The organism is Cupriavidus sp. FW305-26 (assembly GCF_058787975.1).
The window spans coordinates 291,084-317,776 of sequence record NZ_JBYTAH010000002.1 but is presented as its reverse complement, the minus strand read 5'-3'; the positions used below and the strand labels follow the sequence as shown (position 1 = coordinate 317,776).

At 63.8% G+C, this 26,693-nt stretch carries 22 protein-coding genes; 9 read left to right on the top strand and 13 right to left on the bottom strand.

Translation table 11 applies throughout. The annotated features are described in order from the left end of the window. Positions 1 to 66: 66 nt before the first annotated feature. The 6 genes from AC3WQZ_RS03005 to AC3WQZ_RS02980 form a co-directional block, all read right to left on the bottom strand. Positions 67 to 897 (bottom strand): WD40/YVTN/BNR-like repeat-containing protein, encoded by an 831-nt coding sequence (locus AC3WQZ_RS03005; RefSeq protein ID WP_492300027.1) that lies wholly within the window; start codon positions 895 to 897, stop codon positions 67 to 69. Positions 898 to 1,078: 181 nt separating this feature from the next. Further along, a complete protein-coding gene (locus AC3WQZ_RS03000; RefSeq protein ID WP_011614727.1) occupies positions 1,079 to 3,457 on the bottom strand; it encodes an efflux RND transporter permease subunit in 2,379 nt (792 codons plus the stop codon). Continuing rightward, positions 3,457 to 5,403 carry a DUF1302 domain-containing protein gene (locus AC3WQZ_RS02995; RefSeq protein WP_492300025.1) on the bottom strand — a complete coding sequence of 649 codons (1,947 nt, stop codon included), beginning with the start codon at positions 5,401 to 5,403 and terminating at the stop codon, positions 3,457 to 3,459. The genes AC3WQZ_RS03000 and AC3WQZ_RS02995 overlap by 1 nt, the downstream gene beginning before the upstream one ends. Before the next feature lie 30 nt (positions 5,404 to 5,433). Further along, positions 5,434 to 6,798, bottom strand: a complete 1,365-nt coding sequence (locus tag AC3WQZ_RS02990) for a DUF1329 domain-containing protein (RefSeq protein WP_058698869.1) — start codon at positions 6,796 to 6,798, stop codon at positions 5,434 to 5,436. A gap of 437 nt (positions 6,799 to 7,235) precedes the next feature. Next, complete coding sequence (locus AC3WQZ_RS02985) at positions 7,236 to 7,652, bottom strand: RidA family protein (protein ID WP_041687650.1); 417 nt, start codon at positions 7,650 to 7,652, stop codon at positions 7,236 to 7,238. A 17-nt stretch (positions 7,653 to 7,669) separates the two neighbouring features. After that, positions 7,670 to 8,503 carry a phytanoyl-CoA dioxygenase family protein gene (locus AC3WQZ_RS02980; protein WP_058698868.1) on the bottom strand — a complete coding sequence of 278 codons (834 nt, stop codon included), beginning with the start codon at positions 8,501 to 8,503 and terminating at the stop codon, positions 7,670 to 7,672. 142 nt (positions 8,504 to 8,645) lie between these two features. On the opposite strand from AC3WQZ_RS02980, the gene AC3WQZ_RS02975 reads away from it, so the two are divergent. The 5 genes from AC3WQZ_RS02975 (at position 8,646) to AC3WQZ_RS02955 (ending at position 15,352) form a co-directional block, all read left to right on the top strand. Further along, positions 8,646 to 10,316 carry a flavin monoamine oxidase family protein gene (locus AC3WQZ_RS02975; RefSeq protein ID WP_439669163.1) on the top strand — a complete coding sequence of 557 codons (1,671 nt, stop codon included), beginning with the start codon at positions 8,646 to 8,648 and terminating at the stop codon, positions 10,314 to 10,316. After that, a complete protein-coding gene (locus AC3WQZ_RS02970) occupies positions 10,317 to 10,991 on the top strand; it encodes a c-type cytochrome (RefSeq protein WP_058698867.1) in 675 nt (224 codons plus the stop codon). A 59-nt stretch (positions 10,992 to 11,050) separates the two neighbouring features. Further along, a complete protein-coding gene (locus AC3WQZ_RS02965; RefSeq protein WP_439669164.1) occupies positions 11,051 to 12,367 on the top strand; it encodes a peptidoglycan DD-metalloendopeptidase family protein in 1,317 nt (438 codons plus the stop codon). A gap of 172 nt (positions 12,368 to 12,539) precedes the next feature. After that, positions 12,540 to 14,132, top strand: coding sequence for a PAS domain-containing hybrid sensor histidine kinase/response regulator (locus AC3WQZ_RS02960; RefSeq protein WP_439669165.1), 1,593 nt, complete (start codon positions 12,540 to 12,542; stop codon positions 14,130 to 14,132). 26 nt (positions 14,133 to 14,158) lie between these two features. Continuing rightward, positions 14,159 to 15,352, top strand: coding sequence for an adenylate/guanylate cyclase domain-containing protein (locus tag AC3WQZ_RS02955; protein WP_492300023.1), 1,194 nt, complete (start codon positions 14,159 to 14,161; stop codon positions 15,350 to 15,352). A 162-nt stretch (positions 15,353 to 15,514) separates the two neighbouring features. Here AC3WQZ_RS02955 and AC3WQZ_RS02950 read toward each other — a convergent pair whose 3' ends face one another. Together AC3WQZ_RS02950 and AC3WQZ_RS02945 are read right to left on the bottom strand one after the other, a co-directional pair. After that, positions 15,515 to 15,820 carry a helix-turn-helix domain-containing protein gene (locus AC3WQZ_RS02950; RefSeq protein ID WP_058698863.1) on the bottom strand — a complete coding sequence of 102 codons (306 nt, stop codon included), beginning with the start codon at positions 15,818 to 15,820 and terminating at the stop codon, positions 15,515 to 15,517. Between the two features lie 237 nt (positions 15,821 to 16,057). Beyond that, entirely contained in the window at positions 16,058 to 16,594 is a 537-nt protein-coding gene (locus AC3WQZ_RS02945) for a GNAT family N-acetyltransferase (RefSeq protein WP_492300021.1), read from the bottom strand. Positions 16,595 to 16,881: 287 nt separating this feature from the next. Here AC3WQZ_RS02945 and AC3WQZ_RS02940 point away from each other — a divergent pair, with 287 nt between their 5' ends. Then, entirely contained in the window at positions 16,882 to 17,244 is a 363-nt protein-coding gene (locus tag AC3WQZ_RS02940) for a CREC-EF hand family protein (RefSeq protein WP_011617354.1), read from the top strand. Between the two features lie 318 nt (positions 17,245 to 17,562). On the opposite strand, the gene fabI is transcribed toward AC3WQZ_RS02940, so the two are convergent. From fabI to AC3WQZ_RS02920, 4 genes are all read right to left on the bottom strand, one after another. Next, positions 17,563 to 18,345 carry an enoyl-ACP reductase FabI gene (gene fabI, locus AC3WQZ_RS02935; RefSeq protein ID WP_011617355.1) on the bottom strand — a complete coding sequence of 261 codons (783 nt, stop codon included), beginning with the start codon at positions 18,343 to 18,345 and terminating at the stop codon, positions 17,563 to 17,565. Between the two features lie 76 nt (positions 18,346 to 18,421). Beyond that, on the bottom strand, positions 18,422 to 19,612 hold the full coding sequence (locus AC3WQZ_RS02930) for an acetate/propionate family kinase (protein WP_058698861.1): 1,191 nt from the start codon (positions 19,610 to 19,612) through the stop codon (positions 18,422 to 18,424). Between the two features lie 4 nt (positions 19,613 to 19,616). Continuing rightward, a complete protein-coding gene (locus AC3WQZ_RS02925; RefSeq protein ID WP_011617357.1) occupies positions 19,617 to 20,555 on the bottom strand; it encodes a phosphate acetyltransferase in 939 nt (312 codons plus the stop codon). Positions 20,556 to 20,620: 65 nt separating this feature from the next. Beyond that, positions 20,621 to 22,942 (bottom strand): DUF3141 domain-containing protein, encoded by a 2,322-nt coding sequence (locus AC3WQZ_RS02920; protein WP_492300019.1) that lies wholly within the window; start codon positions 22,940 to 22,942, stop codon positions 20,621 to 20,623. Between the two features lie 244 nt (positions 22,943 to 23,186). On the opposite strand from AC3WQZ_RS02920, the gene AC3WQZ_RS02915 reads away from it, so the two are divergent. The 3 genes from AC3WQZ_RS02915 (at position 23,187) to AC3WQZ_RS02905 (ending at position 25,555) form a co-directional block, all read left to right on the top strand. After that, positions 23,187 to 23,708 carry a hypothetical protein gene (locus AC3WQZ_RS02915; protein ID WP_011617359.1) on the top strand — a complete coding sequence of 174 codons (522 nt, stop codon included), beginning with the start codon at positions 23,187 to 23,189 and terminating at the stop codon, positions 23,706 to 23,708. 403 nt (positions 23,709 to 24,111) lie between these two features. Then, positions 24,112 to 25,050 (top strand): amino acid ABC transporter substrate-binding protein, encoded by a 939-nt coding sequence (locus tag AC3WQZ_RS02910; RefSeq protein ID WP_492300017.1) that lies wholly within the window; start codon positions 24,112 to 24,114, stop codon positions 25,048 to 25,050. A 193-nt stretch (positions 25,051 to 25,243) separates the two neighbouring features. Further along, positions 25,244 to 25,555 (top strand): hypothetical protein, encoded by a 312-nt coding sequence (locus AC3WQZ_RS02905; RefSeq protein WP_011617361.1) that lies wholly within the window; start codon positions 25,244 to 25,246, stop codon positions 25,553 to 25,555. Between the two features lie 68 nt (positions 25,556 to 25,623). On the opposite strand, the gene AC3WQZ_RS02900 is transcribed toward AC3WQZ_RS02905, so the two are convergent. Next, positions 25,624 to 26,517: a hypothetical protein gene (locus tag AC3WQZ_RS02900; RefSeq protein WP_011617362.1), complete on the bottom strand. Its 894-nt coding sequence runs from the start codon at positions 26,515 to 26,517 to the stop codon at positions 25,624 to 25,626. Positions 26,518 to 26,693 lie beyond the last annotated feature (176 nt).

Sequence of the window (26,693 nt, the reverse complement as noted above, 5' to 3'; positions counted from 1 at the left end):
TGACAAGTGATTGGGTTGGAAGGAATGCCGCCTCTGACGGGACGACTGGACGATACTTGTGGGTGCCTAGCGCCGGTCCGGGCCGTCGTCCTGCAACGGACCCGCCATTGACATCAGCAGCGGCCGCGAACCGTTCGCTAGCACTGCAGTCAGGGACTCCTGCCCTGCGCGCTGCGTAACCGAAAACGTCTTGCCGCCGTCCTTGCTGTCGAGTACGGTCCCGGCCATGCCGACGATGACAATGCGGCCGTCAGCAAGCTCCGCGATCCCGGTCAGCGATTGGGTGGTATGCGAGTCCACGCGCTGCCACGTCTTACCGTCGTCGCTGCTGCGGTACAGGTGTCCTCGCATGCCGCAGACCAGAAGAGAGCCGTCGGGAAGTGAACGCCCGTACCACAGCGAGCCGTTGTCGCCAGTGGTCGACGCCTGCCACGACTTGCCCCTGTCGGCGGAGCGGAAGATGGTGCCGCCTTCGCCAGCGATGAAGAGCGATCCGCGGCCGGATCCGAACATGTGCAGCAGGTGACGGTCCGCGTTTTCGCCCGCCTCCACCTTGATCTCGGACCAGGTCCGGCCGGCATCGCGGGTTTCGATAGCCCAACCGTACAGCCCTACGGCGATGCCATGCTCCGGACTGTCGAAGTAGAGCGAAAGGATCGGCTGCTCTGCGCCCCGCTCGGCACGCAAGAGCCTCCACGTCTCGCCGCCATCCTGTGTGCCAAGCACAACGCCATCGTGCCCCGCCGCATAGCCGCGCCGCGCATCGATGAACTGAACGGAAGTCAGCAGGGAGCGGACCGGCACCATCCTTGCCTGCCGGAACTTGATGCCGTCATCAGAAAGGAGGATGACGCCGTGGGGGCCCCCCGCCGACGGCGACCACGCGGTTGCCGGCACGCGCAGACGCCAGCAGCGGTGCGGCGACCGCATTGGACACCTGCCGGGCCGGCTCCAGGGTCGGCCACGGAGCTGCGGCAGCGGTCTCCACCGCCCGCGACGGGCACACCACGCCCAAGGCGATCGCGACAACAGGTAAAAATCGGTGCAGGTTCATGGGAGATTGACGCCTACTTGCGTCTCAGTGCTTCAGGATTTCCGGCATGCGCACTGGGCCGCGCCGGGGAAAGAACTTCTCCAGCACCGCCGCGAACGCGGGCAGGAGGGTGATGGCCATGACCATGTTGACGAGGAACATGAAGGTCAGCAGAGCCCCCATGTCGGCCTGGAATTTAAGGCTCGAGAACATCCAGGTCGCCACACCGACCGAGAGCGTAATGGCCGTGAATACGGTCGCCAGCCCTGTCTCCTTCAGCGCGACCGCAAGCGCGTCGGTGAACGCAAGACCGTTTGCCAGTTGTACCTGCAGGCGGTTGTAGATGTAGAAGGCGTAGTCCACGCCGATGCCGACCGCGAGCACCATCACCGGCAGCGTCGCCACGGTCAGGCCGATCTCAAGCTCCTTCATGAACCAGTAGCCAATCCACGTGGCCACGGTCAGCGGCAGGCAGCACGCAACCATCGCCCGCCAGTCCCGATACACAAGGAAGACCAGAATGAGGATGGCGGCGTAGACGTACAGCATCATCGGCAGCTCGCTGGCCTCCAGCACTTCATTCGTGGCTGCCTGGACGCCAGCATTGCCGCTTGCCAGCCTGACCGTGACGCCATCAAGCCGGTTGGACTCGCGGAACTGCTTGACCGCCGCCACCACGGTCTTGATCGTCGTGGCGCGGTGATCGGGCAGATAAAGGTTGACGCCTTGTACTCGGCAGTCGCTCGACGAAAGCCCGGCGATGCGGTTGTTCACGCCCTGGAACTGCGAGCCGAGCCCGCGGGGGTCCCGCGTCACGGTGGCCATCTTCGGACTGCCTTCGTTCATGCCGGCGTTGTAGAGTTTGAGCTGGGCGGCCAGCGAATCGGTGGACACCACGCCGGGTACGCTGCCCATGCGCCAGGCGAAGTCGTCGACGAACAGGAACTCGTCGGCGCGGGAGCAAACCTCGCCATGGCGATCGGGCGTGGCCTCGAACACCACGGTGAGCCAGTCCAGGCCGACGTCGAAGCGGCTGACGATCGCGGCGACGTCCAGGTTGTAGCGGGAATCCGCGCGCAATTCCGGCGCCCCGGCCTGGAGACTGCCCACGTGCCTGTCCTGGCTCTGCCAGAACGCAAGGCCAAAAACCACTGCGCCGGCGACGGTCACGATCAGTGCGTTCCGCGGCTGGGCGATCCGGGCCACCGCCCCCAGCCATCCGCTATGACTCTCGCGCCGCGCCAGCGCCCGTTTCGCGAACTCAGGCGTGAACCGGAAGTACGACGCCGCCACCGGCAACATCATCAGGTTGGTGACGATCTTGTAGCCCACGCCGATGGCCGCGGTGATCGCCAGTTCTCGGATCATCGGGATCGGAATGAGAATAAGCGTGACGAAGCTCACCAGCGCAGTGATCAGCGCCAGCGATCCGGGAATCAGCAGGCCGGTGAAGCTGCGCCGGGCGGCAATTGCGGAGTCGGTACCCTGGGCGACCTCGCGGACGATAAAGTTGATCTGCTGGATACCGTGTGAGACACCGATCGCGAACACCAGGAACGGCACCAGGATGGCGAGCGGGTCAAGCCCATAGCCCAGCAGGTGCAGCGTGCCGAACTGCCAGACCAGGGACACGAGCGAGCAACCGAGCGGCAGCAGGGTCAGGCGCACCGACCGGCAGTACCAGTAGACCGCCAGCCCGGTGAGCAGGAAGGCGATGCCGAAGAAGCGCGTCACGTCCGCTCCGCGGTCGGCAATGTCGCCGATCTGCTTGGCGAAGCCGATGATCTCGATCTCGACCTGGTCGTTCTCGAACGGGCGCCGGATCTTTTCCTCGAGCAGGCGGTTGAACTGGATATAGTCGAGCTTCTTGCCCGTGCGGGGATCGACGTCGGCCAGTTCGGCGGTGATCAGCGCGCTGGACTGGTCGCGTGCGACCAGTGTCCCGACATGGCCGCCGGCCATGGTGCGCTGACGCATCTTGCCAATGACATCGGCGGAGAGCTTTTCCGGCACGATATCCCCGCCTGCCACCGCCTCTGCCCGGAAGCCGTCCTCGGTGATCTCGGTGAAGAAGACATTCGGTGTCCACAGCGACGTCACGCTGGTGCGATCTACGCCCGGAAGATAGGTGACGGCCTCGGTCACCTTGAGGACCTGCGTAAGCGCCGCCGCATTCCAGACATCGCCCTTGCGGGCATGCACGGCAATGGTCAGCCGGTTGGCACCGAAGAGCTTGTCGCGGAACTGCTCGAAGGTCTTGATGTACTCGTGGCCTTGCGGCAGCTGCTTCTCGAAGCCTGCTTCGAGGTGCAGCTTCGCGCCGAGCACGCCCATCAAGGCGGTGAATCCTGCCAGTGCGAGCAGGAAAGGAAGGCGGTGCCCGAACAGGGCCGCTTCCAGACGGGTTATCAGGCGTGAAAGCATCAGAAGGAGGTGGTCATGCTGAGGGAGACAAAATCGCGGTCGCGCAGCAGGTTGCTGCCGCTACCGCCCCAGTTGTGCGTGTAGTCGAGGCGCATCTTTGTCTCCGGCTTCGTCTTGAAGTCGAGGGTCGCGCCGATCACCGCGGCGCCCGCGCCCCGGATAAAGCCGGGCAGCGCCGTGGCCGAATAGCCTCCGATGCCTTGCATGACGGCGATGTCCGGTGACAGCGACGCCCGCGTGCCGAAGATGTTGGGATAGGTCACCGAGGCTGCCAGCACCATCCCCGCCGACAACTTGGTGGGCAGCGTGTAGTCGGCGGTGACCGCATACGGAATCCCGGCGTTGAGCCTGAGCTTCGGGTAATACGCCAGCGCACCTTCCGCGGTGATCGTGCCTTCGGACGCGCCCAACGCGCGCAGCAACCAGCCGAACGAGCCCGAAGGCGACATGATGTGGATGCCGGTCAGGTGGAGCTGATAGTGCTGCGTGTCGATCGCTCCGCGGCAACTGCTTCCGACCGGCTTGACTGCAAAATCGGCCAGGGCGTTGCAGTAGTAGGGGTTGGCCGGATCGATGACCGTGGTCGGATCGATGGCGACGCTGTCCCGCGGACGGTATGACAACTCGGTGCCGATCGCCCATTCGCCAACCTGGAAGTTGTACGAGAGGCCAAACAGATCGCGGTTCTTGCCGTAGTCGAGGGACGCCTGCCAGCCGAACGGATTGCTCGTCGTGTTGACCACCTGGTAGCTCACGAACGGCACCTTCTCGCTGTAGTGGTAGTAATAGAGGCCGAATTCGTTGCCGCTGTCGGGGAACTTGTAGCGCAGCGCCATCCCCCCTTGCCCGTTGTTGCTCGGATTGTTGTCCGGGCCGCGCGGGATGAAGGTGCCGGTTCCGACCAGGGGCCCGACCGGATTGGTATTGGGGTTCGCCAGCTCCCCGGTGCTCAGGCGGCGGTTGTAGGGCATCCCGGTCGCGGGATTGATGCCGACGATCCGGGTCCCCGTGTCGCCGATCGTGCCGTTGGGAAGCGGGGCCAGCCCCGACGCAGCCAGCGCGCCATTGACGGCTGAAGTCGGGATATAGAAGCCCCGTCCGCCCTTGCCGAGGAAGTCGCTGGTCGAAAAGAAGGTCCCGGGCGCGTCGAACTTGAAGCTGTTCCACTTCCACTGGTAGAAAGCCTCCAGGCCGAGGTCATTGCCGAGTGAAGTGCTCGCAGAGACCATGGGCGCGGGGATGAACAGATTTTTAAGCGGCGTTCCCGGCTGGTGCGCGGACGGCAGGTAGATCGCGTTGATCGCGTTGATACCGCCCGGGATGTAGAGGTTTTCACCCCAGTTCAGCACCTGGTTGCCGACCCGGACACGCGCCTGCTGGTCGCCGACGTCGAATTCCTTGGTGATGTAGGCGTCGAGCAGACGCGGGTCGCTGGTGGCGAAGTTTCGCGCATCCGAGTCGAGATCGGTTCGTCTGGTGTGGGCGGTCGCAAAGTCATAGTTGACGACGCCGCGCACCAGCCCGCTCCAGCCGTTGGTGCCCTTGACATAGAGGTCGCTGGTCCACTGCGCATTGGCCGAAACCGGCTGCCAGCGCTTGTAGTTGAGGTTGCCGTCGTCCTGATTCAGGCGCAGCGTATCCAGGTTCGACGAGAAGACAGACGGGTTGCTTTTCTGCAGCGGCGTAGGCGCGTCGCCGACACAGCCGCCGTTGTCGTTGCCGACAAAGCTGCAGTTCGTTTTCGACGTTCTCATCGCTGCACCAAACGAAACCGTCGAGTCGAAGGCTACCGCCCAGCCGTTGTCGAGCGTCCACTGTGCAGCGTAAGCCGAGCCGGCATCCGCCATCGCCAGCAGGCCTACGATTACCGAGCGGGCCAGCTTCCGTTCCATCCGCATCCCCGCGGCGGCTTGCGCCGCCGCTGCTGCAACATCACGCAGTTTCATGCCTGTCTCCCCGTGGTTCTCTTTTTTGGCTTATCGTGTGGTGAACCGGCGCAGGCCGTCCGGCTCGAAGGTCTTCTCCTTCAGGCGCCCTTCCCTCGCGGCGAGCCAGTCAGGCTCCTTGTGGCCGGCGACGACGCGGTCGAGCACGGCGCGGCGGGTCTGGTGGTCATAGCTGGTATTGGCCGCCCAGACGCAGGCCGGCACTTCCCAGGCCATGTAGGGACCCATCTCGGTGGTGCGCCAGACCTTGCCCTGCGCGTCGTACATGTCCTCCACCAGGATCGTCCACGTGTCCTCGTCGATGTAGAACACGCGCTTGGGGAAGGTATGCCGCATGCCTTGCTTGAGCGTGGCCTCGACCACCCACATCCGGTGCAGCTCATAGCGCGTCAGGTCGCGGCTGAGGAACTTCGGCTTGACGACTTCATCGACCTTGTTCGCCGAAGAGTTGACCCGGTACGTGTTGTAGGGCACGTACATCTCCTTCTTGCCGGCCAGCTTCCAGTCGTAGCGGTCTAGTGGGCCGTTGAACTGCATGTACTGGTCGACGGTCAGCAGGTTCTCGGTGTTGAGCTGCGGAGCGTCGTACTGGTACGTCGGCGCCCGGCGCACGCGGCGCTGGCTCGCGAAGTACAGCCAGACGTCGTTAGCCTCGGAGAACTTGTACTGCGTCAGGGTCGCATCCCCCGCGATCGAGGGCGGGCTGGTAAACGTGTTGAGGTACAGGCTCTCGATGCCGCGGGCGTCGTCGACGCCCTTGTTCGACGGCGACCACATCGGCGACATCTGCCATTCCTGCTGGCCAAGCGGCTCCCCAATGCTGTCGGTGCCCTTCGGCGGGATGTAGCCCGCATAGCTCATCTGGAATCCCTCTCCTTTCCAGTGCAGCTTGTGGTTCCACATGGCTTCGGCGCCGTTCTGCGGAATCGGGAACGGCACGGCGGCGCCGATCGCCTCGGCGAGGTCCTGGCCGTTGGCGCCAAGCTTCGCCGTCGTTGCGTTCTTCTTCGTCCGCTCGTAGAAGAAGTCGGGGAAACCGCAGGAACGGTGGGTCGGATAGACGTCCATCCGATAGCCCGGGATCGTCTTCACCATTTCGATCTGTCCGGGGGCAAGCTTGTCCTTGTATTTGTCGACATTGGACGCGTCGATCGAAAGCACGCGCTTGTCATTCGCGTACGGGTCGGGGCGCGCCGTGCCGGGCTTCCAGCCACCCGGTGCCTTCATGTCGCCGCCGGTCCACTCCGGAATCGACCCGTCCTTGTTACCAGCCCGTTCGGCACCTACCGGAGTGAGGTCCTTGCCGAGGCGGCCCACGTCCTGCTCGGAGGCCGCGGCATAGGCCGCTCCGCCGAACGCAAGGGTCACGCTGAGGAACAACGTCTTGTATCTCATCTGAGTCTCCTGTCTGGCATGACAGCGAAGTGCCTCGCTTCGTGTCGTTTTTTTGGTGGAACACGTTACCAAACTTAGGTAACAGTGACAAAGAACAAAAGAAAAAAAAGAGCTAGGGTATTCCCTGCGCGTTTGGCTGCGATGCTCGCAAACGCACCCGGTACCGTGCGCAGCGGCGAACCAATGGCACGAGGCACGGCTCGCGGCTGCTGGGGTGGCACCGGAAGCCGCAAGCCAACGCTGTCAGTCAGACCGCCGTAGTGATCCGGCGATGCCCCATGCCGCCCGAGGCTGTGCTGGAGATACACAGGTCCTCAAGGCCGCACGGCCGGGCACAGGTGTTGACCGTCCCGGCAGTGCAGGCCCGCCTGCCCAGCTCTGGAAACCGTGATCCACGGACTTCGACTGCGCTCGAGGCGCGCGCAGGACAACCAGGCTCAGGCGCCGCCGCTGCCAGCTACCGCCACCGCCTGAATCTCGATGCACAACTCGGGAAGCGCCAGTTCTGTCACCCCCACCGCAGTCCAGGACGGATAACGGCTAGGCAGGTATTCGTCCTTGACCTTCGTGAAGGCCTCGATTTCCTGCCGCAGGTTGGTGTGATAGGTCGTCAGCTCGACAACATCCTCCAGGCTTGCGCCTGCCGCTTCGAGGACCGCTTTCAGGGATGCAAAGGCCAGCCGAGCCTGTGCCTCCATGCCCTCGCCGGGCTTCATCGCTGCGTCTAGCCCAACCTGGCCCGACACCCAGATGGTGTCGCCCACGCGGGTTGCGGGGGCGAAATGGTAGGCGTCGTAGAGCGGCTGGGTGCCGGGCGGAATGACCGGCTGCCGTTTCATCGTCGTGGTTGTCATGATGTCGGTATCGTTTATCAGATGAGTTGGCGGAAGCATGGCGCACGGAAGGGATCACCGGCCTTCAGCGATGCCAGCTCCTCGACGTACAGCACACCCGCCGGCGTGAAGCCCGAATCGCTGTGGTCCGGCAACGGACTGAAGACCGCGTCGTCGCCGAAGAAGCGCAAGACCAGCGTATGGCGGTCCGGGAAATCGGCGTCGACAGCACCCCCGCCGTGCAGCGAACCCGGGTGCAGCAGCAGAACATCTCCGGGCTGCGTAGCCCAGGAGAGGATGTCGTAGGCATTGGGATCGATGCGGCGTTCGGCCTCGATGTCAGGCAGCCGCGGCCAGACCCCACCGCCGTGCAACGGCTCGGTCGGGTCGTCGGGGTTCTGAAAGGTGCTGCCGTCGTGGCGCGTACCCAGGTATGAGCCCCTGACGATCTCCAGCGCATTACGCTTTGGGACCGCCTCGAAGCTGATCCACGCGTTGGCGAAGTGCTTTCCCCCCCAGGGCAGGTAGGAGGTGTCCTGGTGCCAGGGCGAGCGCCCGGCCCGGCCTCCCTGCTTGAGGAACAACTCTTCCGCAAAGTACCAGACATGTTTAGAGCCCCAGAGATCGGCGAACAGCTGGCCGAACGGGAGCGAGGCGACCAGCTCATCCAGCCGCCCCTTTGCGAATGGATTGGCGTTATCGACGTGCGACCGTTGCACGGAGCCGTCAAACAGGCTATGAGCGTTGGGCCCCGGGTTCTCGATGCCCCAGTCAAAAACCTGCCTGCACATGGCTAACTGTTCCGCGTTGAGACAGCCTTCGATGAGGACGGCACCGTCCTCATCGAAGGCCCTGCGCTTGGATTCATCCATGGATGCTCTCCTGATTCTTCATTAAGCCCGGCGCCCGGTCACGTGCGCTTCCGGTCGCCTCGTTTGTAGAACAACCTACCAACGTTAGGTCATGATGACAAAGATAAGTCAGAAGTAAAAGGGCGGGTATTCCCTATCCCACATGGACTCTCCTCGCCTACGCAGGAATCAGCTTGGGCTCGTGATTCATAATTTTGACTTGTTTGTGTTGTTGACCTATATTTGCCGCGAGCATGCCAATCATTTAACTTTTGTCCTAACAATGCACGCGAAGACACGTGAAGATGCGCTGGAAGTCGATGCCGCACCGGCAGACATCGTGAACCGCGACACAGTCGCACTGACCCGACGCCGCCTCCTCGGCGCGGCTGCGGCGGCTAGCGCTGCAACGCTGCTGGCAGGCACACCACGCACAGCGAGTGCAGCGCCGCGGGTGAAGGGCGCCGGCGCCGCATCTGCGGGGCGCGACGTGCTCGATGTCGCGATCATCGGTGCCGGCCTGGCGGGCCTGACCGCCGCACGCGACCTGAAACGCGGCGGATGTGACACGTTCGTCGTCCTGGAGGCACGTAGCCGTGTCGGCGGCCGCACCTACAACCATGACCTTGGCAACAGCGTGGTCTCGGAAGCCGGCGGGCAGTGGATCGGGCCCGGCCAGACCGCCATTGCTGACCTGGCGCGCGAGCTCGGCGTCGACACCTTCGAAACCTATTACCAGGGCAAGACCGTGTTCCTGGCCGGCGACGTGCGCGTGGCGCAGGATCTCCAGGGCGGCGTCGGCGCCCAGGGAAAGGTCGCCGCAAAACTCAGCGAGCTGGCGCGCCGCGTACCCAGCGGCGCCCCCTGGACAGCGGCAAACGCGGCGGAACTAGACAAGCTGTCGCTCGGCGACTGGCTGGCACGGCAAGACTTGAGCAACGAGGAAAAATTCTCCTTCAGCCTGGCCGCAACCCTGTCGCTCGGCGCGCAACCGGCGCAACTGGGACTGTTGCACTACCTGTCGGTGATCAACAGCGCTAACAGCGACTACGACACACTTGAGAGGATCAAGGGCGGCGCCCAGGAGACGCGCTTCGTCGGCGGCGCGCAGATCCTCAGCATCCGGATGGCACGCGAACTTGGCCATAAGGTGCGGCTGTCCTGCCCGGTACGCAAGATCGTTGGCTGGAATCGCGACATTGTCGAATTGCACACCGACCAGGGCGTGGTACGGGCGCGCCACGTGATCGCCGCACTGAATCCGGCACTATGCCAGCAGGTCGTCTTCGACCCGCCGCTGCCCGCCGGACGCGCGCAATTGCATCGGTTCTGGCCGGCGCACGCGCCCATGCGCAAGACGGCGCATGTCTATGCACGGCCCTTCTGGCGCGACAAGGGATTCAACGGGCAGGTTGTGCCGCTGGACGGCCCGCTGATCTGGTCGGTCGACAACTCGCCGCCAGACGGCTCGGTCGGCGTGATCAGCGCATTCGTCAAGCCTGGCTTCCTGCCCGCCGAGCCCAAGGCTGCCGAACGCATCCTCTCGGCCATCTATGCCCAGGCGTTCGGGGACAAGGCGTTGAAGCCGACGCAATACCACGACCTCGACTGGGGCAAGGTCGATAACTGGTCGATGAGTTGCATCAACCCGATGCCGGCGGGCTTCTGGACGAAGCTGGGCCAGTACCTGCATCCGCCGACAGGGCGGCTGATCTGGTCTGGCACCGAGACGGCCGACATCTGGGCCGGCGCCATGGATGGTGCCGTGCGTTCCGGCCACCGCGCCGCCCTGCAAGTGCTGGGCGCCCTGGCATACCCCGTTCGGGAGGCATGAATGAAATACAAGCGCCTTGTTCTCGTGGCGGCTGCGGCCGTGGTGGCGGTGGCCGCCTTCATCGTTCCCGACCTCGTGGACTATCACCGGTTCGGGACGGCACTGGATAACCAGGCCGTGGCCAGCCAGACCGATGGTGGACGCTGGCCGCAATTCCCGGAGACCTGCTTCGCCTGCCATGGCCCGCGCGGTGAGTCCCGCAATGCCGAGTACCCTGCCCTGGCCGGCCAGCCGGCGGCATTTATCGAGGTGCAGTTGCGCGCCTTCGCCAGCGGGCAGCGCGACAGCCCGACCATGGGGCCGCTCGCCAGGAACCTGACGGATGAGCAGATCGGGTTGCTGGCAGCCTATTACGCAAAGCAGGCGCCCACAGGTAGCCCGGATGTCACGGCCAGCGCCGCGCTCGAGGCGCGCGGCAAGGCTGTGGTCCAGGCGCGCAGTTGCCAGGCCTGCCATGCCGAAGGGTTGACCGGAAAGGACCTGGCACCACGCCTCGCCGGCCAGGGCGAGAGCTACCTTGGGCAACAGCTTGCCGCGTTCAAGAGCGGCAAACGCCATGACGCGTCCGGCGCCATGGACAGCATTGCCGCCGCCTTGTCGAACGAAGACATCCCGGCAGTGGCCCGCTACCTGGCCAGGATGTCGCCTGAGCGCCGGGAGATCGGCGCCCGATAGGGCCCGACGGGGCAGCAAGGGTAGTCGGCAAGATGCGCGGGTCAGACAGGAGACGGGGAATGCGCCGATACACACCGTCCTGGCTGCCAGCCGGCTTGGCGGCTGTCCTCATGCTTTGCATGGCGGCAGCCATGGGCGTGGCGCCGCGCAGCGCCCACCATGACCCTGGTGCGCCACGCCGGCTGGAAGCCCTGCAACTGCCCGACGTGCGCGACCAGCTCGAAAAGCTGGCGGATGCCGGTGCAACTTACATCCACGAGGAGCCCATGCGACGCGGCGACACGATCGCCACGTTGCTCAGACGGCTCGGCGTGGAAGATCCCGACGCACAGCAGTTCATTTCCAGGGATCCGGCGGCGCGCACCCTTTTCAACCTCCAGCCGGACCAGGTCGTCCAGGCGGAGGTCGACCAGGACAAGCTGCTGGTCTCGCTGCGCGCCCTCGTTGCCGGCAATTCCACCGCCTCGCGCGAACTGCTGATCCGGCGGGCTGGCGACTTACAGAAGCCCGCCTTCAAGGCGAACTTGCAGGCGGTCAGGAACGAACTGCGTTACGAGATGCGTTCCGGCACCATCACCGCGAATGGGTTCTTCAGGACGATGGATGCCGCGAAGGTGCCCGACGACATCGTCCGGCAGATGATCTCGATCTTCTCGGGCGTGGTCGATTTCCAGCACGACATCGTCCAGGGCGATCGCTTCCGCATTGTCTATGAGGCGGGCTTCCGTGACGGTGCACTGGTGCGCAACGGTCGCGTCGTGGCCGTCGAACTCGTCAACCGCGCCCAGCTCTACCAGGCCCTGTGGTATGACGGCGCAGATGGCAGCAACTCCGGTGCCTACTACACCTTCGACGGACGGGGCATGGCGCGCCCGTTTCTCCGCTCGCCGGTCGAGTTCTCGCGCTTGTCGTCTGGCTTCGGCTGGCGCAACCACCCGGTGCACCACCAATGGATCAAGCACAAGGGTGTCGACTTTGCCGCCCCGACAGGAACCCGGGTCTTCGCCACAGCGGACGGGACTGTTAACTTTGTCGGCCAGCAGACGGGCTACGGCAACATCGTCATCCTCAAGCATCCTGACGGCTACTCGACGTACTATGCGCACCTGTCCGGCTTCGCTGGCATCCAGCCCGGCCAGCGCATCACGCAGGGGCAACTGATCGCGTATGTCGGACAGACCGGCTGGGCGACCGGACCGCATCTGCACTACGAGCTTCGCTTCAACGACGTGCCGCAGAACCCGCTAAGCGTCTTGCTGATGAAACCCGTCACGCTGTCCGGACGCGCACGCCAGGGCTTCCTGAGCCATGCCAGCGACATGTTGAGCCGTATCTGTGTTCTGCGCGGCATTGAAGTGGCATCCAGCCTCGGCTGAGCCGCCCCAAGTGGCGCACTGTCGACTCGCGAGTTGACCGGGGACTTCCCCGCGCATGCCGGTTTGCACCGGCAGTGGCTGCGAGTATGCTTTCCTTCATGACGCGGATTCCGGCCGACCTGCCATCGCCTCTTGCGCGCAGGCGCCAGACCGCCGACTGCGGGGGCAAATCATGCGCAGGCAGCCTCATGACGGATCGGGAAAGGATCGTCCTTCCGCCCTCGACTTCAGGCAGGGCGAGCCGCACTTCAGGCTGCTCGCCGACGGCATCCCTCACATGATCATGACCGCCGATGCGGATGGCCGGATCGATTACTGCAACCGACGGTGGACGAGCTATACCGGCCTCAGTCTTGAGCAAACCCGCTCCGGCGCCTGGAAATCGGCCGTCCACCCCGAGGACTTCGCGCGCAATATCGGTCACTGGGCAGACGCAGTGGCGAGAGGCTGCGAGTACGAAATCGAATATCGCCTGAAACGGGCATCCGATGGCGCCTACCGATGGCACCTCGAACGCGGGTCACCATTGAAGGACGCTGACGGCAACATCGTAAAGTGGCTTGCATCCAGCACCGACATCGAAGCGCTGAAGCAGGCCCAGGCCTCTGCCGAGGTCGCCAACCATGCGAAGTCGGAGTTCCTGTCGAGCATGAGCCATGAGTTGCGCAATCCGCTGAACGCCATCCTGGGCTTTGCGCAACTGATGGCCTCCGAGTCTCCGCCTCCGACTGCGTCGCAGCAGGCCAGCATCGACCATATCCTGAAAGCGGGCTGGCATTTGCTTGAGCTCATCAACGAAGTTCTTGACCTGGCCAGGATAGAAGCCGGTCACGCGTCGCTGTCCCCCGAGCCCGTATCAGTCATCGACACCCTGCGCGAGTGCCACGCAATGCTTGAGCAGCAGGCACTGAAACGCGCGGTCCGCATGCGTTTTCCCGCAGGTGAAGCCCCCTGCTTCGTCCGTGCCGACCGAACCCGCCTGAAGCAGATCTTGCTCAACCTGCTTTCCAATGCCATCAAGTACAACCGGGACCAGGGATCAGTCGATGTGCAGGTGACGACGACGGAGCATCGCGTATGCGTCAGCGTGCGCGACACCGGCGCAGGGTTGACACCGGAACGGCTGGCCCAGCTATTCCAGCCGTTCAATCGGCTGGGGCACGAGGCAGGCCCCGTGGAAGGCACCGGCATCGGTCTCGTGGTGGCCAAGCGGCTGGCCGAGTTGATGGGTGGAACCATCGACGCCGAAAGCACGCCTGGCGTGGGCAGCATGTTCCGGGTCGAACTGCCTGCTGCCGCGCCTCCCGCAATGGCTGGCGAGAGCGCGGAGGTCACCGCACCTGTCCGGTCGCCAATCGAAGCCTCGTCCACGATGCACACCTTGCTGTACGTGGAAGACAACCCCGCCAACCTCAAGCTCCTGGAGCAACTCCTCGCCCGGCGGGCAGACGTGCAGTTGTTGTCGGCGGCCACCGGGATTCTCGGAGTCGAGCTCGCGCGCACTTCCCTGCCAGATGCGATCGTGATGGATATCCATCTGCCGGACATCAATGGCATCGAAGCACTGGGACGCCTGCGCGAAGACCCGATGACAATGCATATTCCGGTTATCGCGCTCAGTGCCAATGCCATGCCACGCGACATCGAGCGGGGCATGAAGGCAGGATTCTTCCGGTACCTGACCAAGCCAATCAGGATCCACGAATTCATGGATGCACTGAACGCCGCACTGGAGCAACCGCGACGATCGATTGCGCAGGGCTAGCACCGAGTCCCGCGAACTGGCTTGCCATGATCCACCCATCGGACATCCTGGCTGCAAAAATCCTGATCGTTGACGATCTGGAGGCCAATGTCCTGCTGCTTGAAAGGATGCTGCGCGCGGCCGGATATACCAGTGTCGAATCAACCACCGATCCGCTCATGGTTTCCGAGCTACACGGCAAGAACCACTACGACCTGATCGTGCTGGATCTCCAGATGCCTGGCATGGACGGGTTCGAGGTCATGGAGAACCTCAAGGTCGTCCAGCCGGACAGCTACCTTCCGGTGATCGTTGTCACCGCCCAACCCGACCACAAACTGCGCGCACTGCAGGCTGGCGCGAAGGACTTTGTCAGCAAGCCATTCGATCTCGGCGAGGTACTGATGCGGGTGCGGAACATGCTGGAGGTGCGCCTGCTGCACAGTGAGTCCTTGCAGTACGGCAAGGAACTCGAGCGCAAGGTGCAGGAACTGGAAGCGAGCCGGGAGACAATCGTTCGCCAGAGCGATGAGCTCAGGCGCCTTTACGAGAAGCTTGTTTGCGAGCAACAGGTCACCGAGCGGCTGCTCCTCAATGTACTGCCGTCTCCCATCGCCGAGCGACTGAAGCTGCGTTCCGATCTCATCGCCGCCAGCCCGCCGGAAGTCATCGCCGACAGGTTCGAGGCGGTCTCGGTGTTGTTCGCCGACCTCGTGCAGTTCACCCGCTTTTCTCCCGGCCTGAGCCCCGAGAGACTGGTGGCGGTACTCAACGAGATATTTGCTGACTTTGACAATATCGCCGACAACCGCGGGCTCGAAAAGATCAAGACGATCGGCGACGCGTATATGGCCGCTGCCGGTCTGCCCGCCCCTGCGGCAGACCACGCCGTCCGGGCTGCTCATATGGCACTGGACATGATGGAGTCCCTGAGTCGGTTCAATGCGCGAAGCGGCTACGGCCTGCAGTTGCGGGTTGGCATTCACAGCGGCGCGGTCATCGCCGGCGTGATCGGCAGGCGAAAATTCATCTATGACCTGTGGGGCGAAACGGTCAATATTGCGAGCCGGATGGAGTCCCACGGTATAGCCGGCTGTGTGCAGGTCACGGAAGCCACCCGGCAAAAGCTGGGCAAGCCATTTGTGTTGGAAGCGCGAGGACCAATTGATGTAAAGGGCATCGGTGAGCTACATACATGGCTTGTAGCAGGAAGGGACTGCTCGTCGCTCGACACGGATTAGAGGGATCGTTCCCTTGGTAGAAAAGGTGAGACCAGACTGCCAGATGCGGGGGGCGGCGGTGGCGGAGGGGACGGCGGATCGAAGCGCCCCCGCCGCTTCCAGCTCCTCCGTAGCGGAAGAACAGCAGGACCTGCCAGAGGAAACCCGGGCGTCCCATTGCGGCTATTTGCCGCGCCTTCCCCGGTCTGCAGGTTTAGTGTCGCGCCACCGCGTCGGCGTCATCCCGAACTGCGCAGTGAACCAACGGAAAAACGAGCCATAAGCGGAGTACCCGAGCGGCTCGGCAATGCGTCCCAGCGAGAGGCTTCCGTTGTCCATGTAGTGGATGACGAGATCGCGCCTTACGCCATTGACCCTGTCGGAGAAGACCTCTCCGGCGCTTTCGAGCTGGCGTTGCAGCGTGCGCACGTTTATTCCCAGGCCTTGAGCAACGGGGCGACGTGCCCCAACCGGCGGAACTGGCTGCATAGGGCACCGGATTCCACTAAGTGGCACTCACCTTCATTTGACAAAATGGGACATATATTTGGCTGATCGTCTCACGTGGAGTAATCGTACTGCGTCCCAGTCCAAAGCTCTTCCAGGCGCGATTCCTGTCTAACCGAGCACGCGAGGAGCTAGCGCAAAGGGCACGCGGTCATATAGATCACGTCAAACGGAAGACATCGCAGCAAGACGCTTGCACCTGGCACTACTCTCGCTGCCTTAAAGCGCAAGCGTCACCACGCGCAGCGTGGCATCGTCTGGACATGCTAAATCGGCAAATCCAAAACGTTTAGCCAGTCGCCGCATGGCGGTATTCGACGACAAAACATAGCCTTCCATGCATCGATAGCCGCGGCTCCGAGCGATGTCGATCAGTGTGCCCAGCAGTCGGCTGGCCAGGCCGAGTCGATGCCAGTCATCGGCGACAGTCACCGCAAACTCGCAGGTATCGCTGCCCGGCGCGGCGGCGTAGCGTGCGCCACCCACAATAGACGACACCTTGTTTTCCGTGGCAAGCGCTACCAGCGCAAACTCGCGCTCAGCCGACGGATGCGTCGCTTGCTCTAGCATCGCTTCCGGCAGCTGTTGCATGGCAGCCATGAATCTGGCGTAACGCGCATCGGCAGAAAGTCTGTTAAATGCCGCTAACAGGCCGACCTTGTCGTCTTCGGTAATCTCCCGCACCAGCACTTCCCGTCCGTCGCACAGGGGCATGTTGTACGGGACGAAGTTTGTCACGTCAGACTTGGCTTGCATGGCAACGGTGTCGTAAGGAATGAAAGCGAGCTCGTTGAATCACTCCCCCGCAGCATTTGATAATAGCTGATCCGGCGCAGTTTTCCCGATATCGAACATAGACGATTACGCACGACATCGCCGCCATCGAGCCGTATTGTCGCGCCAGTCCGACCGGAATCAATTTGCCCCCCGGTCTCCGCTACGAGCGCCTAGAATGCTGGGTGAGCCAAGACTCACAGAAGCTCGAATGGAAGTCGTTTCCGTGCCAAAGGTCCAAACACACATAATGAACTGAGGAGAGCGACATGACCGTGCGCAAATTGCCAGCTGTTGGTTTCGCAGTCCTGATGGGACTGATTTCTATAGGCGCGGCCGCCCAGCCGGCACAAGGATCCCAACAGGGAGCGGCGCCAGCCGAGGTGCCGAAAGCTCCCCCGACTACGGCCCAGGCCAAGGCTCTGATTGCCGAGCGATTCAAGGCTGCCGATTCCAATCATGACGGCAAGCTGACTCGTGACGAAGCTCAGGCGGGAATGCCAAAGGTCTACGAAAGTTTCGACAAGATCGACGTAAAAAAACAGGGTCACGTCACCGAGCGCCAGATCGGTTCCTATTGGATGAAGAAGACCAAGGATCAGATGCAGAAGGAAGATCCGATCTGGAACTGAAGGAGCTGCAGCAATTCCTTGTACTGCTCATGGGATGATGGGGCGGGAGAAATAGAGTCGTACCTCTTGCCCCTTGAGGGCCTTGAGAGCGAGGCTGCCAGTCGGGGCTCCCAAACCTCGATGCCATGGCAAGGCATCATGCATCCCCTCTTGAACCGCTGGATGAGCCTTGTGCCGTCAACCCACTTTAGTTTCCTCGTGGAAGCTTGGCTGGCTGATACGTTCACGCATAGTGGCCACCCGATGCCCGACGACTGAATGCCGGCTAGACTCCGAGCGCCGCCCTTTTCCTCCCGCGATGTCAACGAGCGCTGCGTTTCACGCCATGATATTGACGCCGCCATCCACATACAGCGTTTCGCCCGACAGCCGCCGGGCGTAAGGCGTGGCCAGGAAGGCGCAGGTGTATCCCACATCCATAATATCGACCAGCTCGCCAAGTGGAGCGCGTTCCACAGCGTCAGCAAGCATCAAATCGAAGCTCTTAAGCCCGGACGCAGCGCGGGTCTGCAGCGGCCCGGGCGAGATCGCATGCACGCGAATGCCGCGCGGGCCCAACTCGTACGCCAGGTAGCGTGATACGGCTTCCAGGGCGGCTTTCACCGGGCCCATGACGTTGTAGTTCGGCACCACCTTGTTGGCGCCGTGATAGCTCATGGTGAACATCGTGCCACCATCGCCCATCAGGGGCGCTGCCAGCCGGGCCATGCGCACGAAGGAGTGGCAGGACACATCCATGGCCTTGGCGAAGCCTTCGGCCGAACAATTGAGCAGGCCGCCCTGCAGATCGTCTTTCGGCGCCCAGGCCACCGAATGCACCAGGATATCGAGCTTTCCCCACTGCTCCCCGATCCGCGCAAACAACTCGTCCATTTCCTTCTGGCTCGTGACATCCAGGGGGAGGAAGATGGAAGCGTCAAGCTCCTGCGCCACCGGCTCGACAAACTGGCGCGCCTTTTCGCTGGCATAGGTAATCGCCACCTCGGCACCCAGTTCGCGGAAGGCCTTGGCGCACCCGTAAGCAATGGAGTGCTCGTTCGCAATCCCGCAGACGAGTGCGCGGGCGTTGGCGAGGATAGGCAGTTGTTGCGCTGCAGTCATGTCACTCTCTCCTGGATTCATTGTTGCCAGCGAGCGGTCGCTACCATGCCGCTGGCTTGGTCGGCTGTAGCGGTGGTCATCGAGCGGGTGCCGCCAGGACCTCCCGGGTATGCCTGGCAATCATCAGTTCCTCGTTGGTCGGGATGACCCAGACCGGGACATTGCCCGAGGCTAAGCTGATGCGCGGTCCGTCGCTGGCGTTCGCCGCGGGATCGACACTCACCCCCAGCCATGCCGCCAGCCGGCATACGCGCTCGCGGATCGGCGCGGCATGCTCGCCGATGCCAGCGGTGAAGACCAGCGCGTCCAGCCCCTGTGCGGCGGCGGCCAGCGAACCAAGCTCCCGGGCGACGCGGTACGTGTACAGTTCGACGGCAAAACGGGCCTGCACATCGTCGCTGGCGAGCAGCGCGCGCATGTCGCTCGACAGGCCGGAGACGCCAAGCAGACCGGATTTTCGATAGATCAGGTCCTCGATGGCGCGGGCATCCATGCCGAGTTCGCTGATCAGGTAGAGGATGACGCCCGGATCGAGGCTGCCGCAGCGAGTTCCCATCGGCAGGCCATCCACCGCAGTGAAGCCCATCGTGCTGGCCACGCTGCGCCCCGCCACCAGCGCACACATGCTGCTGCCGTTGCCGAGGTGGGCCACGATCGTGCGGCCCGCCGCCGCACCCGCATCAACGCTCGGGAGGACACTGGCGATGTACTCATAGGACAGTCCGTGGAAGCCGTAGCGCCTGACGCCGCGCGCGCTGATCTCCGCGGGCAATGCGAATGCCTGTGCCACTTCCGGCTGCGCCCGGTGGAAGGCGGTGTCGAAGCAGACTACTTGGGGCAGTTCCGGGCGCCTCTCGGCAAGGATGCGGATCGGTTTGAGGTTGTGTGGCTGGTGCAGGGGTGCGAGCGGGCATAGCGAGTCCAACTCTGCCAGTAGCGCGTCGGTCACCCTTTCCGGCTGGGTGAAGCGTACCCCGCCGTGCACCACCCGGTGCCCGACCGCGCTCAGCGTATGCCCTTCCCCATGGCCGCGCAGGAAGTCCGCCAGGAAGGCAATGGCACCCTCGTGCCCGAGCGTGGTACCGGCATCCCACCGCCTGGTCTCGACCTCAGCGCCCGCGGCGTCGGTGGCGTGGAATGCCGGTGCCGCGTAGAGACCTTCGATGCTCCCGCGCAGCACCAGCCTCAGTGCATCGTCATGGGTATTGTAAGCACAGTACTTGATGCTCGACGAACCCGCATTCAGGACCAGGATCAGTTCGGCCATGGCATCACCCCGCCACCTGGCCGGACTCGCGGCGTGCCTTGGCCACCAGCGCGGCCACCGCGCACGACGCCAGCCGGGTCATGACCGAGTCGGCACGGCTGGTCAGGATGATAGGCACGCGCGCGCCCAGCACGATGCCTGCGGCGTCGGCGCCGGCCAGGAAGGTCAGGCTCTTGGCGAGCATGTTGCCGGCGTCCAGGTCAGGCACCAACAGGACATTGGCGCGCCCGGCCACCGGTGAGTCGATCTTCTTGATCCGCGCCGCGTCCAGGTTGATCGCGTTGTCCAGCGCAAGCGGTCCGTCGACGATCGCGCCGGTGATCTGGTGGCGGTCGACCATCTTGCACAGCGCGGCGGCATCCAGTGTGGACGGAACCATCGGGTTGACGGTCTCCATCGCCGACAGGATCGCCACGCGGACCTCCTTGACCTGCAAGGCATGGGCCAGGTCGATCGCGTTCTGCAGGATGCCGGCCTTCTCGGCAAGCGTCGGGGCAATATTGACGGCAGCGTCGGTGATGATCAGAGCGTCCTCGTGGCCGGGCACATCCATCACGAAGCAGTGGCTGATGCGCCGGCCGGTGCGCAAGCCGCTGTTACCCGCGACCACGGCTCCCATCAGCTCATCGGTGTGCAGACTGCCCTTCATCAGAGCCTCTGCCTTGCTTTCGCGCACCAGTTGCACTGCGGCAGCCGCCGCCGCATGGCTGTGCTCGGCATCGACAATCGGGTACTCGCGGATGTCAATGCCGGCCGCGCGCGCGGCGTCCTCGATGCGGGAACGCGGCCCAACCAGGATCGGCGCGATCAGGCCCAGCCGGGCGGCCTCTACGGCGCCTTCCAGCGAAGACTGGTCGCACGGATGCGCCACCGCGGTCGGTGTAGGCGGCATGGCCTTGCAGTAATCAATCAGGCGCTGGTACTTCTCATGCTTGGCGTTCACGGGCTACTCCTGCGTCAGGGTCGTCGGTGTCGGTCGGCTGCGAGGCGTGTGCCAGCCGCGGCGCGCTAGGACGCGCGGGTGAGCGGCGCGGCCGCGCCGCGGACGCGTTCCGGCGTGGCGCCGAGCGCCGTGCGGATCCGCTCCAGCATTGCCGTCTGCTCGACAGTGGGCCTGGCGCCAAGCAGGCGCTCATCGACACGCAGCTTCTCCGCGAGCGCCTGCAGCCGCTGGCGGTCGGCCTGATACCTGAGCAAGGCCGGCAGCGTCGCGAGCGCCTGTTCGGGCGCGTACCGCGTGATCAGCTCCTGCCTGCCGCGGATCTCGCGCCAGGCGTCCGGCTCAAGTTCCGGCAGCAGATCGGCGTAGTCCGTGACCAGCTCCTTGCGCAGCTCCAGCCTGGACAGCGGCAGGGGCTCACCCCTGCGGCTCAGCAGGCAGGCCAGCCGGGCAATGGCCTCGGCGTATCCGCCTTGCCCGGCCGCGGCCAGCGCCGCTTTGACTTCCGGCAGGTCATGCGGGTCGGTCGCCGCCGGGGTACCCGCGCGGGCGGTAGGCTCGCTCCTTGGCTGGAACGGGAACAGGTTGGCGTACACGTTGAAAAAGGTGTATTCGGTCATCGCATCGCGCACGGCCCGGTATGCGTCCAAACCGGCGCTGAGCATTTCCGCGCCCACCTGCTCTTGCTGCCGCAGCGGATGATCCGGTTCCAACGTTTGCCGGCTGGCCCGGACCGCGTCGGCGGCGGGCTTCAACCATGCCATCCACGGATTCAGGTCCGAGAACAGCCAGTTCTGCATGCGTAGCGGATGGAATTCGCGCAGCACCCGTGCTGTCATCTCATTGGACACCGCCTGGACGTAAGGCTGCGCAAACAGCTCGTAGGCGCGCTGCGTGAAGTCCGACAGGTTGGCGACCGTCTCGAACGGCTTCTCGTCGGCGCGCTCAAAGCGGTTAAGCCTGCTGGCGATTTCCTCGAGCGAGTGCTCCTCGAACTGGACCTCATAGTCCACGCCATCGCTACCCTTGCGCTCATGGATGACCATGCCGTAGAGCCCAGGCGGCAGCAGTTCGATGCTCTTGAGCACCGAGACGATCTGTGCGTGCTCCTTCTGCGCGACCTTGCCGGAGACGAAGATGCCGAGATGGCCGACGCTCCGGTGCATCATGCCGACAATGACCTGGCCGCGAGCCTTGATCTCCTCGGTACTGCCGTAGATGTCCACCACCCAGTTGAATGCCTGCTGCGGCGGCGTGATGTTGTCGCCCATCGAGGCAAACAAAACGATGGGCGAGCGGATCTCGCGCAGATCGAACGCCTTGCCGCCGGCGTTCTTGACTTCACCACCCCACAGCTTGTTGCCGACGAACAGGTTGCGCGTGATCCATTCGATCTCCTCGCGGTTCATCAGGTAGTAGCCACCCCACCAGCGTTCGAACTCAAGAAAGCGCGGCGGCTCGGTATCGGCCTTCTTGTACAGGTTGTAGTACTTGTCCCAGAGACTGTTGGACGGATTCAGGTTTTCGAAATTTTGTACCAACCAGGCGCCGTCAAACTTGCCGTTGCCGAGATCCGCCGTATACGACGCCAACCACGTGCCGCCCAGGAGCCCGCCGGAATAGCGCATCGGGTTGTCGCCTTCGCCCTCGCTCCAGGCACCGCTCCAGTACGACATCGGCGCGCCGTTGATCACGATCGGCCCGGTGTCGCCCGGGTCCGAGGCGCCGAGCATCATCGCTGCCCAGCCGCCTTGGCAATTGCCGATGATGGCTGGCTTGGCGCTGTGTGGATGCAGTTCACGCACTCTCTTGATGAACTGTTGCTCGGCCTCGCACACGTCCAGCAGGGTCTGTCCCGGCTCGGGATCGCGGAAGAAGATGACAAAATACACAGGATGGCCGGCACGCATTGCCACGCCGACCTGCGAGTCGTCCTTGAAACCGCCGATGCCCGGGCCATGGCCGGCACGCGGATCGATGATGACGTAAGGGCGGCGGCTATCATCGATCGTCACGCCATCGGGCGGGATAATTTTCAACAGCGCGTAATTGACGGGCCGTTCGAACTGGCGGGCATCCAGAACGGTCTCGTAGCCAAAATGCAGGACCGGCTTGAGCCCCTGCATGGTGTTTTCGACAAAGTTGTTGCCCCGTTGCCTGAGCGTGTCCCAGAACAGGATGGCACGCTGCATGCTGTCGATGGCATAGGCATAGCTGCTCATCGGATCCATGCCGGCCATCGGGTTGATCGGGCCGGCGCCCGGCTCCCCAACGGCTTGCTGCACGCGGCCACTAAAGGCCTCCTGCGCATTCTTCAGGCGCTTTTGCAGCACCATGCCGGTCTTGAGGCCAACTTCACGCGCGTGCACCAGTTGCTTTGCTGCATCCATGCCGTTCTCCGCTGCGAATCTTGTGACACGGTTGGCCAAGCGTGGTAGCCCAGCCCCCGATGTGCATCTTGCTTCGAACTATAGCGTCGACCTTGGTCGCAATAGAACTGAATCTTTTCGGACGATGAGATAAGAAGGATTTCTTTCCAGGACGGCAGGATGAATGACCATATCCGATTGGACTCTGCGTGCGCTATGCTGAACTGGCGCGGCGCACACACCGCGGACCCGCTGGAGAACGATCATGCGTTATCGCCTGCCCGCCTGCGTGACTGTCACAGTGGCGGCCCTTGTGCTGGGCGCCTGTGCCACTCTCCGGCCCCTGGAAACCGCAGAGGGCATGCTCGGCGGCCCGCAGCATGCCGTGCGCGATACGTTCGGCGCTCCCACGGAAACCTACCAGCTCGCTGATGGCACCACTCGGTGGATTTATTCGAAACAGCCGCTCGGCTTCGAAGTCTACGCGGCAGACTTTGACGCCAACGGCAAGCTTACGAGCTTTCGGCAGATGCTGACCGAGAAAGAAATCTACGAGGCACGCCCGGGGGTCTGGACCAAGCAGGATATTGCCGAGCGCTTTGGCCGTCCGCGCGAGCCCATCGAGTACTACCCGCTGATGAAGCGCGAGGCCTGGTCTTACCGGCTCTATGCGGGCGCCTACATGCCAGCGCATTTCAGTGCCTACTTTGACGAACGCGGCGTGCTCGACCGGACCATGATCATCGTCGATGCGATCGGCGGCGACACGCGAGACGGCAGCAAGTAAGTCGGCCTCAGGCCGCATTGGACAAGAACACCACGATAAGGGCCGGAAGGAGCCGGAGTCCATCCGAAGCAACGCGAGTCGTCGTGCATCCATCAGATTTCGCGTGGAACTGTTCAGCGAACAGCAAAGCACAACGAAATCCGCCGACGGCAGAACCTCGTCGACGGATCAGGCGCTGGGTACCGTACGATCGATTCGTATTTTTCGATCGATCCCGGTGTTCCGTCCTTCTCGACCTGCCGCACGGTACTGCCGAGTCCGAGTCATAGACGATTGCCAGATGGCCCAGGCAAGGCTTTCGGGGCAGGGAATTTGCTTATGACAACAATGTCCTTCGCCCGCCCTAACCAAGGGTATACCCTCTCGTCTTTGCCTTTGCCGGCCGCTTTCCGGTTTCCCCCGCATGCCTGCCTTCACCCTGCCCGCCCTGTCCGCCCGACTCCTCCGCGCCCGCCGCTCGCTGGCCGCCGTCGCCCTCGCCGCCATGTCCGCGGCCGCGCTGACGCCGGCACTGGCCAGCACCCAGAGCCCTGTGCTCGACAAGATCCGCGAATCCGGCACCATCGTGCTCGGTTACCGCGAGTCGGCGCTGCCATTCTCGTTTGCCGATGACAAGGGCCAGCCGGCCGGCTATGCGGTCGACCTTTGCCTGCGCGCCGCCGAAGCAGCACGCCAGCAACTGGGCCGGAAAGACCTGAAGGTGCGCTGGATGCCGCTCACGCCGCAGAACCGCATTCCCGCCGTGGTCAACGGGCTGGTCGATCTGGACTGCGCGCCCAACACCAATTCGCTTGAGCGCCAGAAGCAGGTTGCGTTCAGCGTCTCGCACTATGTGTCGACCGTGCGCATGCTGGTGCGCGCCGACTCCGGCATCCGCTCGTTCGGCGACCTGCGCGGCAAGACCGTGGTCACCAGCGCCGGATCGACCGGCGACCGCCACGTGCGCCGCATGAAGGCCCAGTACGGCTACCACGACGTCTACGCCAAGGACCACGGCGAATCGTTCCTGCTGCTCGAATCCGGCCGTGCCCAGGCCTTCGTCATGGACGATGTGCTGCTGGCTGGCCTGCGCGCCCGCGCCAAGGACCCGTCGCAATACGTGATCGTGGGCCCGGCGCTGTCGGTGGAGCAGAATGCGCTGATGCTGTCCAAGGCCGATCCGGAATGGAAGCGGCGGGTGGACCAGGCGCTGGCCAACACCTTTGCCGGCCCGGAGGTCACGGCGCTGCAGAAGCGCTGGTTCCAGCAGCCCATCGGCAGCCGCGGCATCAACCTGGCGCTGGCGCCGTCCGGCGAGGTGCGCGCGGCCTGGAAGCACCCGTCGGACGCGGTCACGGAGTAAACGAAACGGGCAAGCGGTCGCGAACCTCAATCGGGCTGGGGCCGCAATTCAGGGTTTCCATGAGGTCGTGGCGCCGGGGCAAGCCCCAAGTTGACAGCGACGTGAGATGTTGGCGACACTGGGCCAAGCCGTCCCGTGCAAGGGACAGGCCACATACACGACCGCCCGACGGCGGCATTTCTCAGGAGAAACCATGAACAAGTTCGTCGCGACCGCGATCGCACTCTGCCTTGGCGCCGCTTCGCTGGCCGTGCAGGCACAGACCGGCGGCAAGAAGCAGTTCGATCCGTATTCCCAGGGCGCCAAGTCGGGTGAGAAGTTTGACCCGTACAGCCAGGGGGCCAAGGCCGGCGACAAGTTCGACCCGTACAGCCAGGGCGCGAACAAGAGCACCCGCAGCGACCTGACCGACGCTTCCGCGCCGGCCGCCGAGCAAAAGCCGGCCAAGAAGTCCACCAAGAAGAAGAGCAAGAAGAAGGCCGCTTCGGCGCCGGCGGCCAGCTGAGCCGCAAGCGCCTGACGCAAAAAACCCGCCTTGGCGGGTTTTTTTGCTTCCTGCCCCAGCGCACAAGCCTATGGCGCTTGCGTGTCGCGCTCCAGCGCGGTGACATCCACGCGCTGCACCTTGTCATCCTGGCGCACTTCGGTGCGCAGCACGAAGGCGTCGGCGGGGCAATACCAGTCGGTGACATGCATCACGGTCGGCTCAACCTGTACCACTTCTTCGCCAACCAGCACCGGCCCCAGCGAGGTGCGTTTCTCGTAGGTGACCGGCAGGCATTCCTTGCGCCCCAGGACGGTATTGATCGTCTGCCGCTTGCCGACGTGGCGCGAGCCGATATAGATCGACGCATGCTGCGCCCGCATGTTGCTGACCACTTCATCCGATCCCAGCGGGTAGACCTTCAGCGAGACGCTCGACTCAAAGGTCTCGCCCTCCAGCGTGGTGCCCTCGCGCAGGTCCAGCCCGGCGTAGTTGAACACGCCCATGCCGCGGAAAGCCGCCTCGCCGTACATGCGCGCGTAGCGCGCGCGGGCGTTGATGACGGCATGCTGGCTTTCGATGCTGGTCTGGCCGCCGGGCGAACGGCGGTCGATCACCACTTCATGCACCTGGGTGGTAATCACCGGCGGCCCCATCAGCGCCGACAGGGCAGTCTTGGAATTGATCTCCAGTTGCGCGCGGCAGCCGGTCGGACTGCGCACCACATCGCGCAGGGTCATGCTGACCGACATTGGCATCACGCCGTCGCCTTCCATCTGCACATGCGAGCCGGAGCGGAACCATGGGGCACTGCACAGCACGGCCGCCGCCGCTGCCTGCGCCTGGCTTGCCGCAGCCTGCGCCACCGCCGCACCGGCGCCCGGCAGCGCCGCCGCACCCTGGGCGCCGGCATGCTGCGCCAGCGCCATGGCCACGCCCGCCACCAGGCCTGCCAGCCGGTCCCGCTGCGCCTTTTTCTTCACATGAATCCCCGTCTAGAGTTTCCAGGCGCCCCCTGACCCTGCGCCCGGCCTGCCAGGCGACAGCCTGGACACTGAAATTATCGCGTTTTGTTGCATGTGTGACTCGGATTTTTCGCGCAGATCCTGTGGCAGCCGGTGGCCGGCGGGCAGCGGGCAGCAGCCGGCCTAAGCAGCAC

Excerpts from the sequence above, each read along its gene's own strand:
- AC3WQZ_RS02960 (WP_439669165.1), top strand. The coding sequence starts at position 12,540 with ATGCGCAGGCAGCCTCATGACGGATCGGGAAAGGATCGTCCTTCCGCC.
- fabI (WP_011617355.1), bottom strand. The coding sequence starts at position 18,345 with ATGACTGCAGCGCAACAACTGCCTATCCTCGCCAACGCCCGCGCACTC.
- AC3WQZ_RS02975 (WP_439669163.1), top strand. The coding sequence starts at position 8,646 with ATGGACTCTCCTCGCCTACGCAGGAATCAGCTTGGGCTCGTGATTCAT.
- AC3WQZ_RS02905 (WP_011617361.1), top strand. The coding sequence starts at position 25,244 with ATGAACAAGTTCGTCGCGACCGCGATCGCACTCTGCCTTGGCGCCGCT.
- AC3WQZ_RS02940 (WP_011617354.1), top strand. The coding sequence starts at position 16,882 with ATGACCGTGCGCAAATTGCCAGCTGTTGGTTTCGCAGTCCTGATGGGA.
- AC3WQZ_RS02980 (WP_058698868.1), bottom strand. The coding sequence starts at position 8,503 with ATGGATGAATCCAAGCGCAGGGCCTTCGATGAGGACGGTGCCGTCCTC.
- AC3WQZ_RS02970 (WP_058698867.1), top strand. The coding sequence starts at position 10,317 with ATGAAATACAAGCGCCTTGTTCTCGTGGCGGCTGCGGCCGTGGTGGCG.
- AC3WQZ_RS02995 (WP_492300025.1), bottom strand. The coding sequence starts at position 5,403 with ATGAAACTGCGTGATGTTGCAGCAGCGGCGGCGCAAGCCGCCGCGGGG.
- AC3WQZ_RS02930 (WP_058698861.1), bottom strand. The coding sequence starts at position 19,612 with ATGGCCGAACTGATCCTGGTCCTGAATGCGGGTTCGTCGAGCATCAAG.
- AC3WQZ_RS02910 (WP_492300017.1), top strand. The coding sequence starts at position 24,112 with ATGCCTGCCTTCACCCTGCCCGCCCTGTCCGCCCGACTCCTCCGCGCC.
- AC3WQZ_RS02985 (WP_041687650.1), bottom strand. The coding sequence starts at position 7,652 with ATGACAACCACGACGATGAAACGGCAGCCGGTCATTCCGCCCGGCACC.
- AC3WQZ_RS02990 (WP_058698869.1), bottom strand. The coding sequence starts at position 6,798 with ATGAGATACAAGACGTTGTTCCTCAGCGTGACCCTTGCGTTCGGCGGA.
- AC3WQZ_RS02965 (WP_439669164.1), top strand. The coding sequence starts at position 11,051 with ATGCGCCGATACACACCGTCCTGGCTGCCAGCCGGCTTGGCGGCTGTC.
- AC3WQZ_RS02945 (WP_492300021.1), bottom strand. The coding sequence starts at position 16,594 with ATGCAAGCCAAGTCTGACGTGACAAACTTCGTCCCGTACAACATGCCC.
- AC3WQZ_RS03000 (WP_011614727.1), bottom strand. The coding sequence starts at position 3,457 with ATGCTTTCACGCCTGATAACCCGTCTGGAAGCGGCCCTGTTCGGGCAC.
- AC3WQZ_RS02920 (WP_492300019.1), bottom strand. The coding sequence starts at position 22,942 with ATGGATGCAGCAAAGCAACTGGTGCACGCGCGTGAAGTTGGCCTCAAG.
- AC3WQZ_RS02915 (WP_011617359.1), top strand. The coding sequence starts at position 23,187 with ATGCGTTATCGCCTGCCCGCCTGCGTGACTGTCACAGTGGCGGCCCTT.
- AC3WQZ_RS02950 (WP_058698863.1), bottom strand. The coding sequence starts at position 15,820 with ATGCAGCCAGTTCCGCCGGTTGGGGCACGTCGCCCCGTTGCTCAAGGC.
- AC3WQZ_RS02955 (WP_492300023.1), top strand. The coding sequence starts at position 14,159 with ATGATCCACCCATCGGACATCCTGGCTGCAAAAATCCTGATCGTTGAC.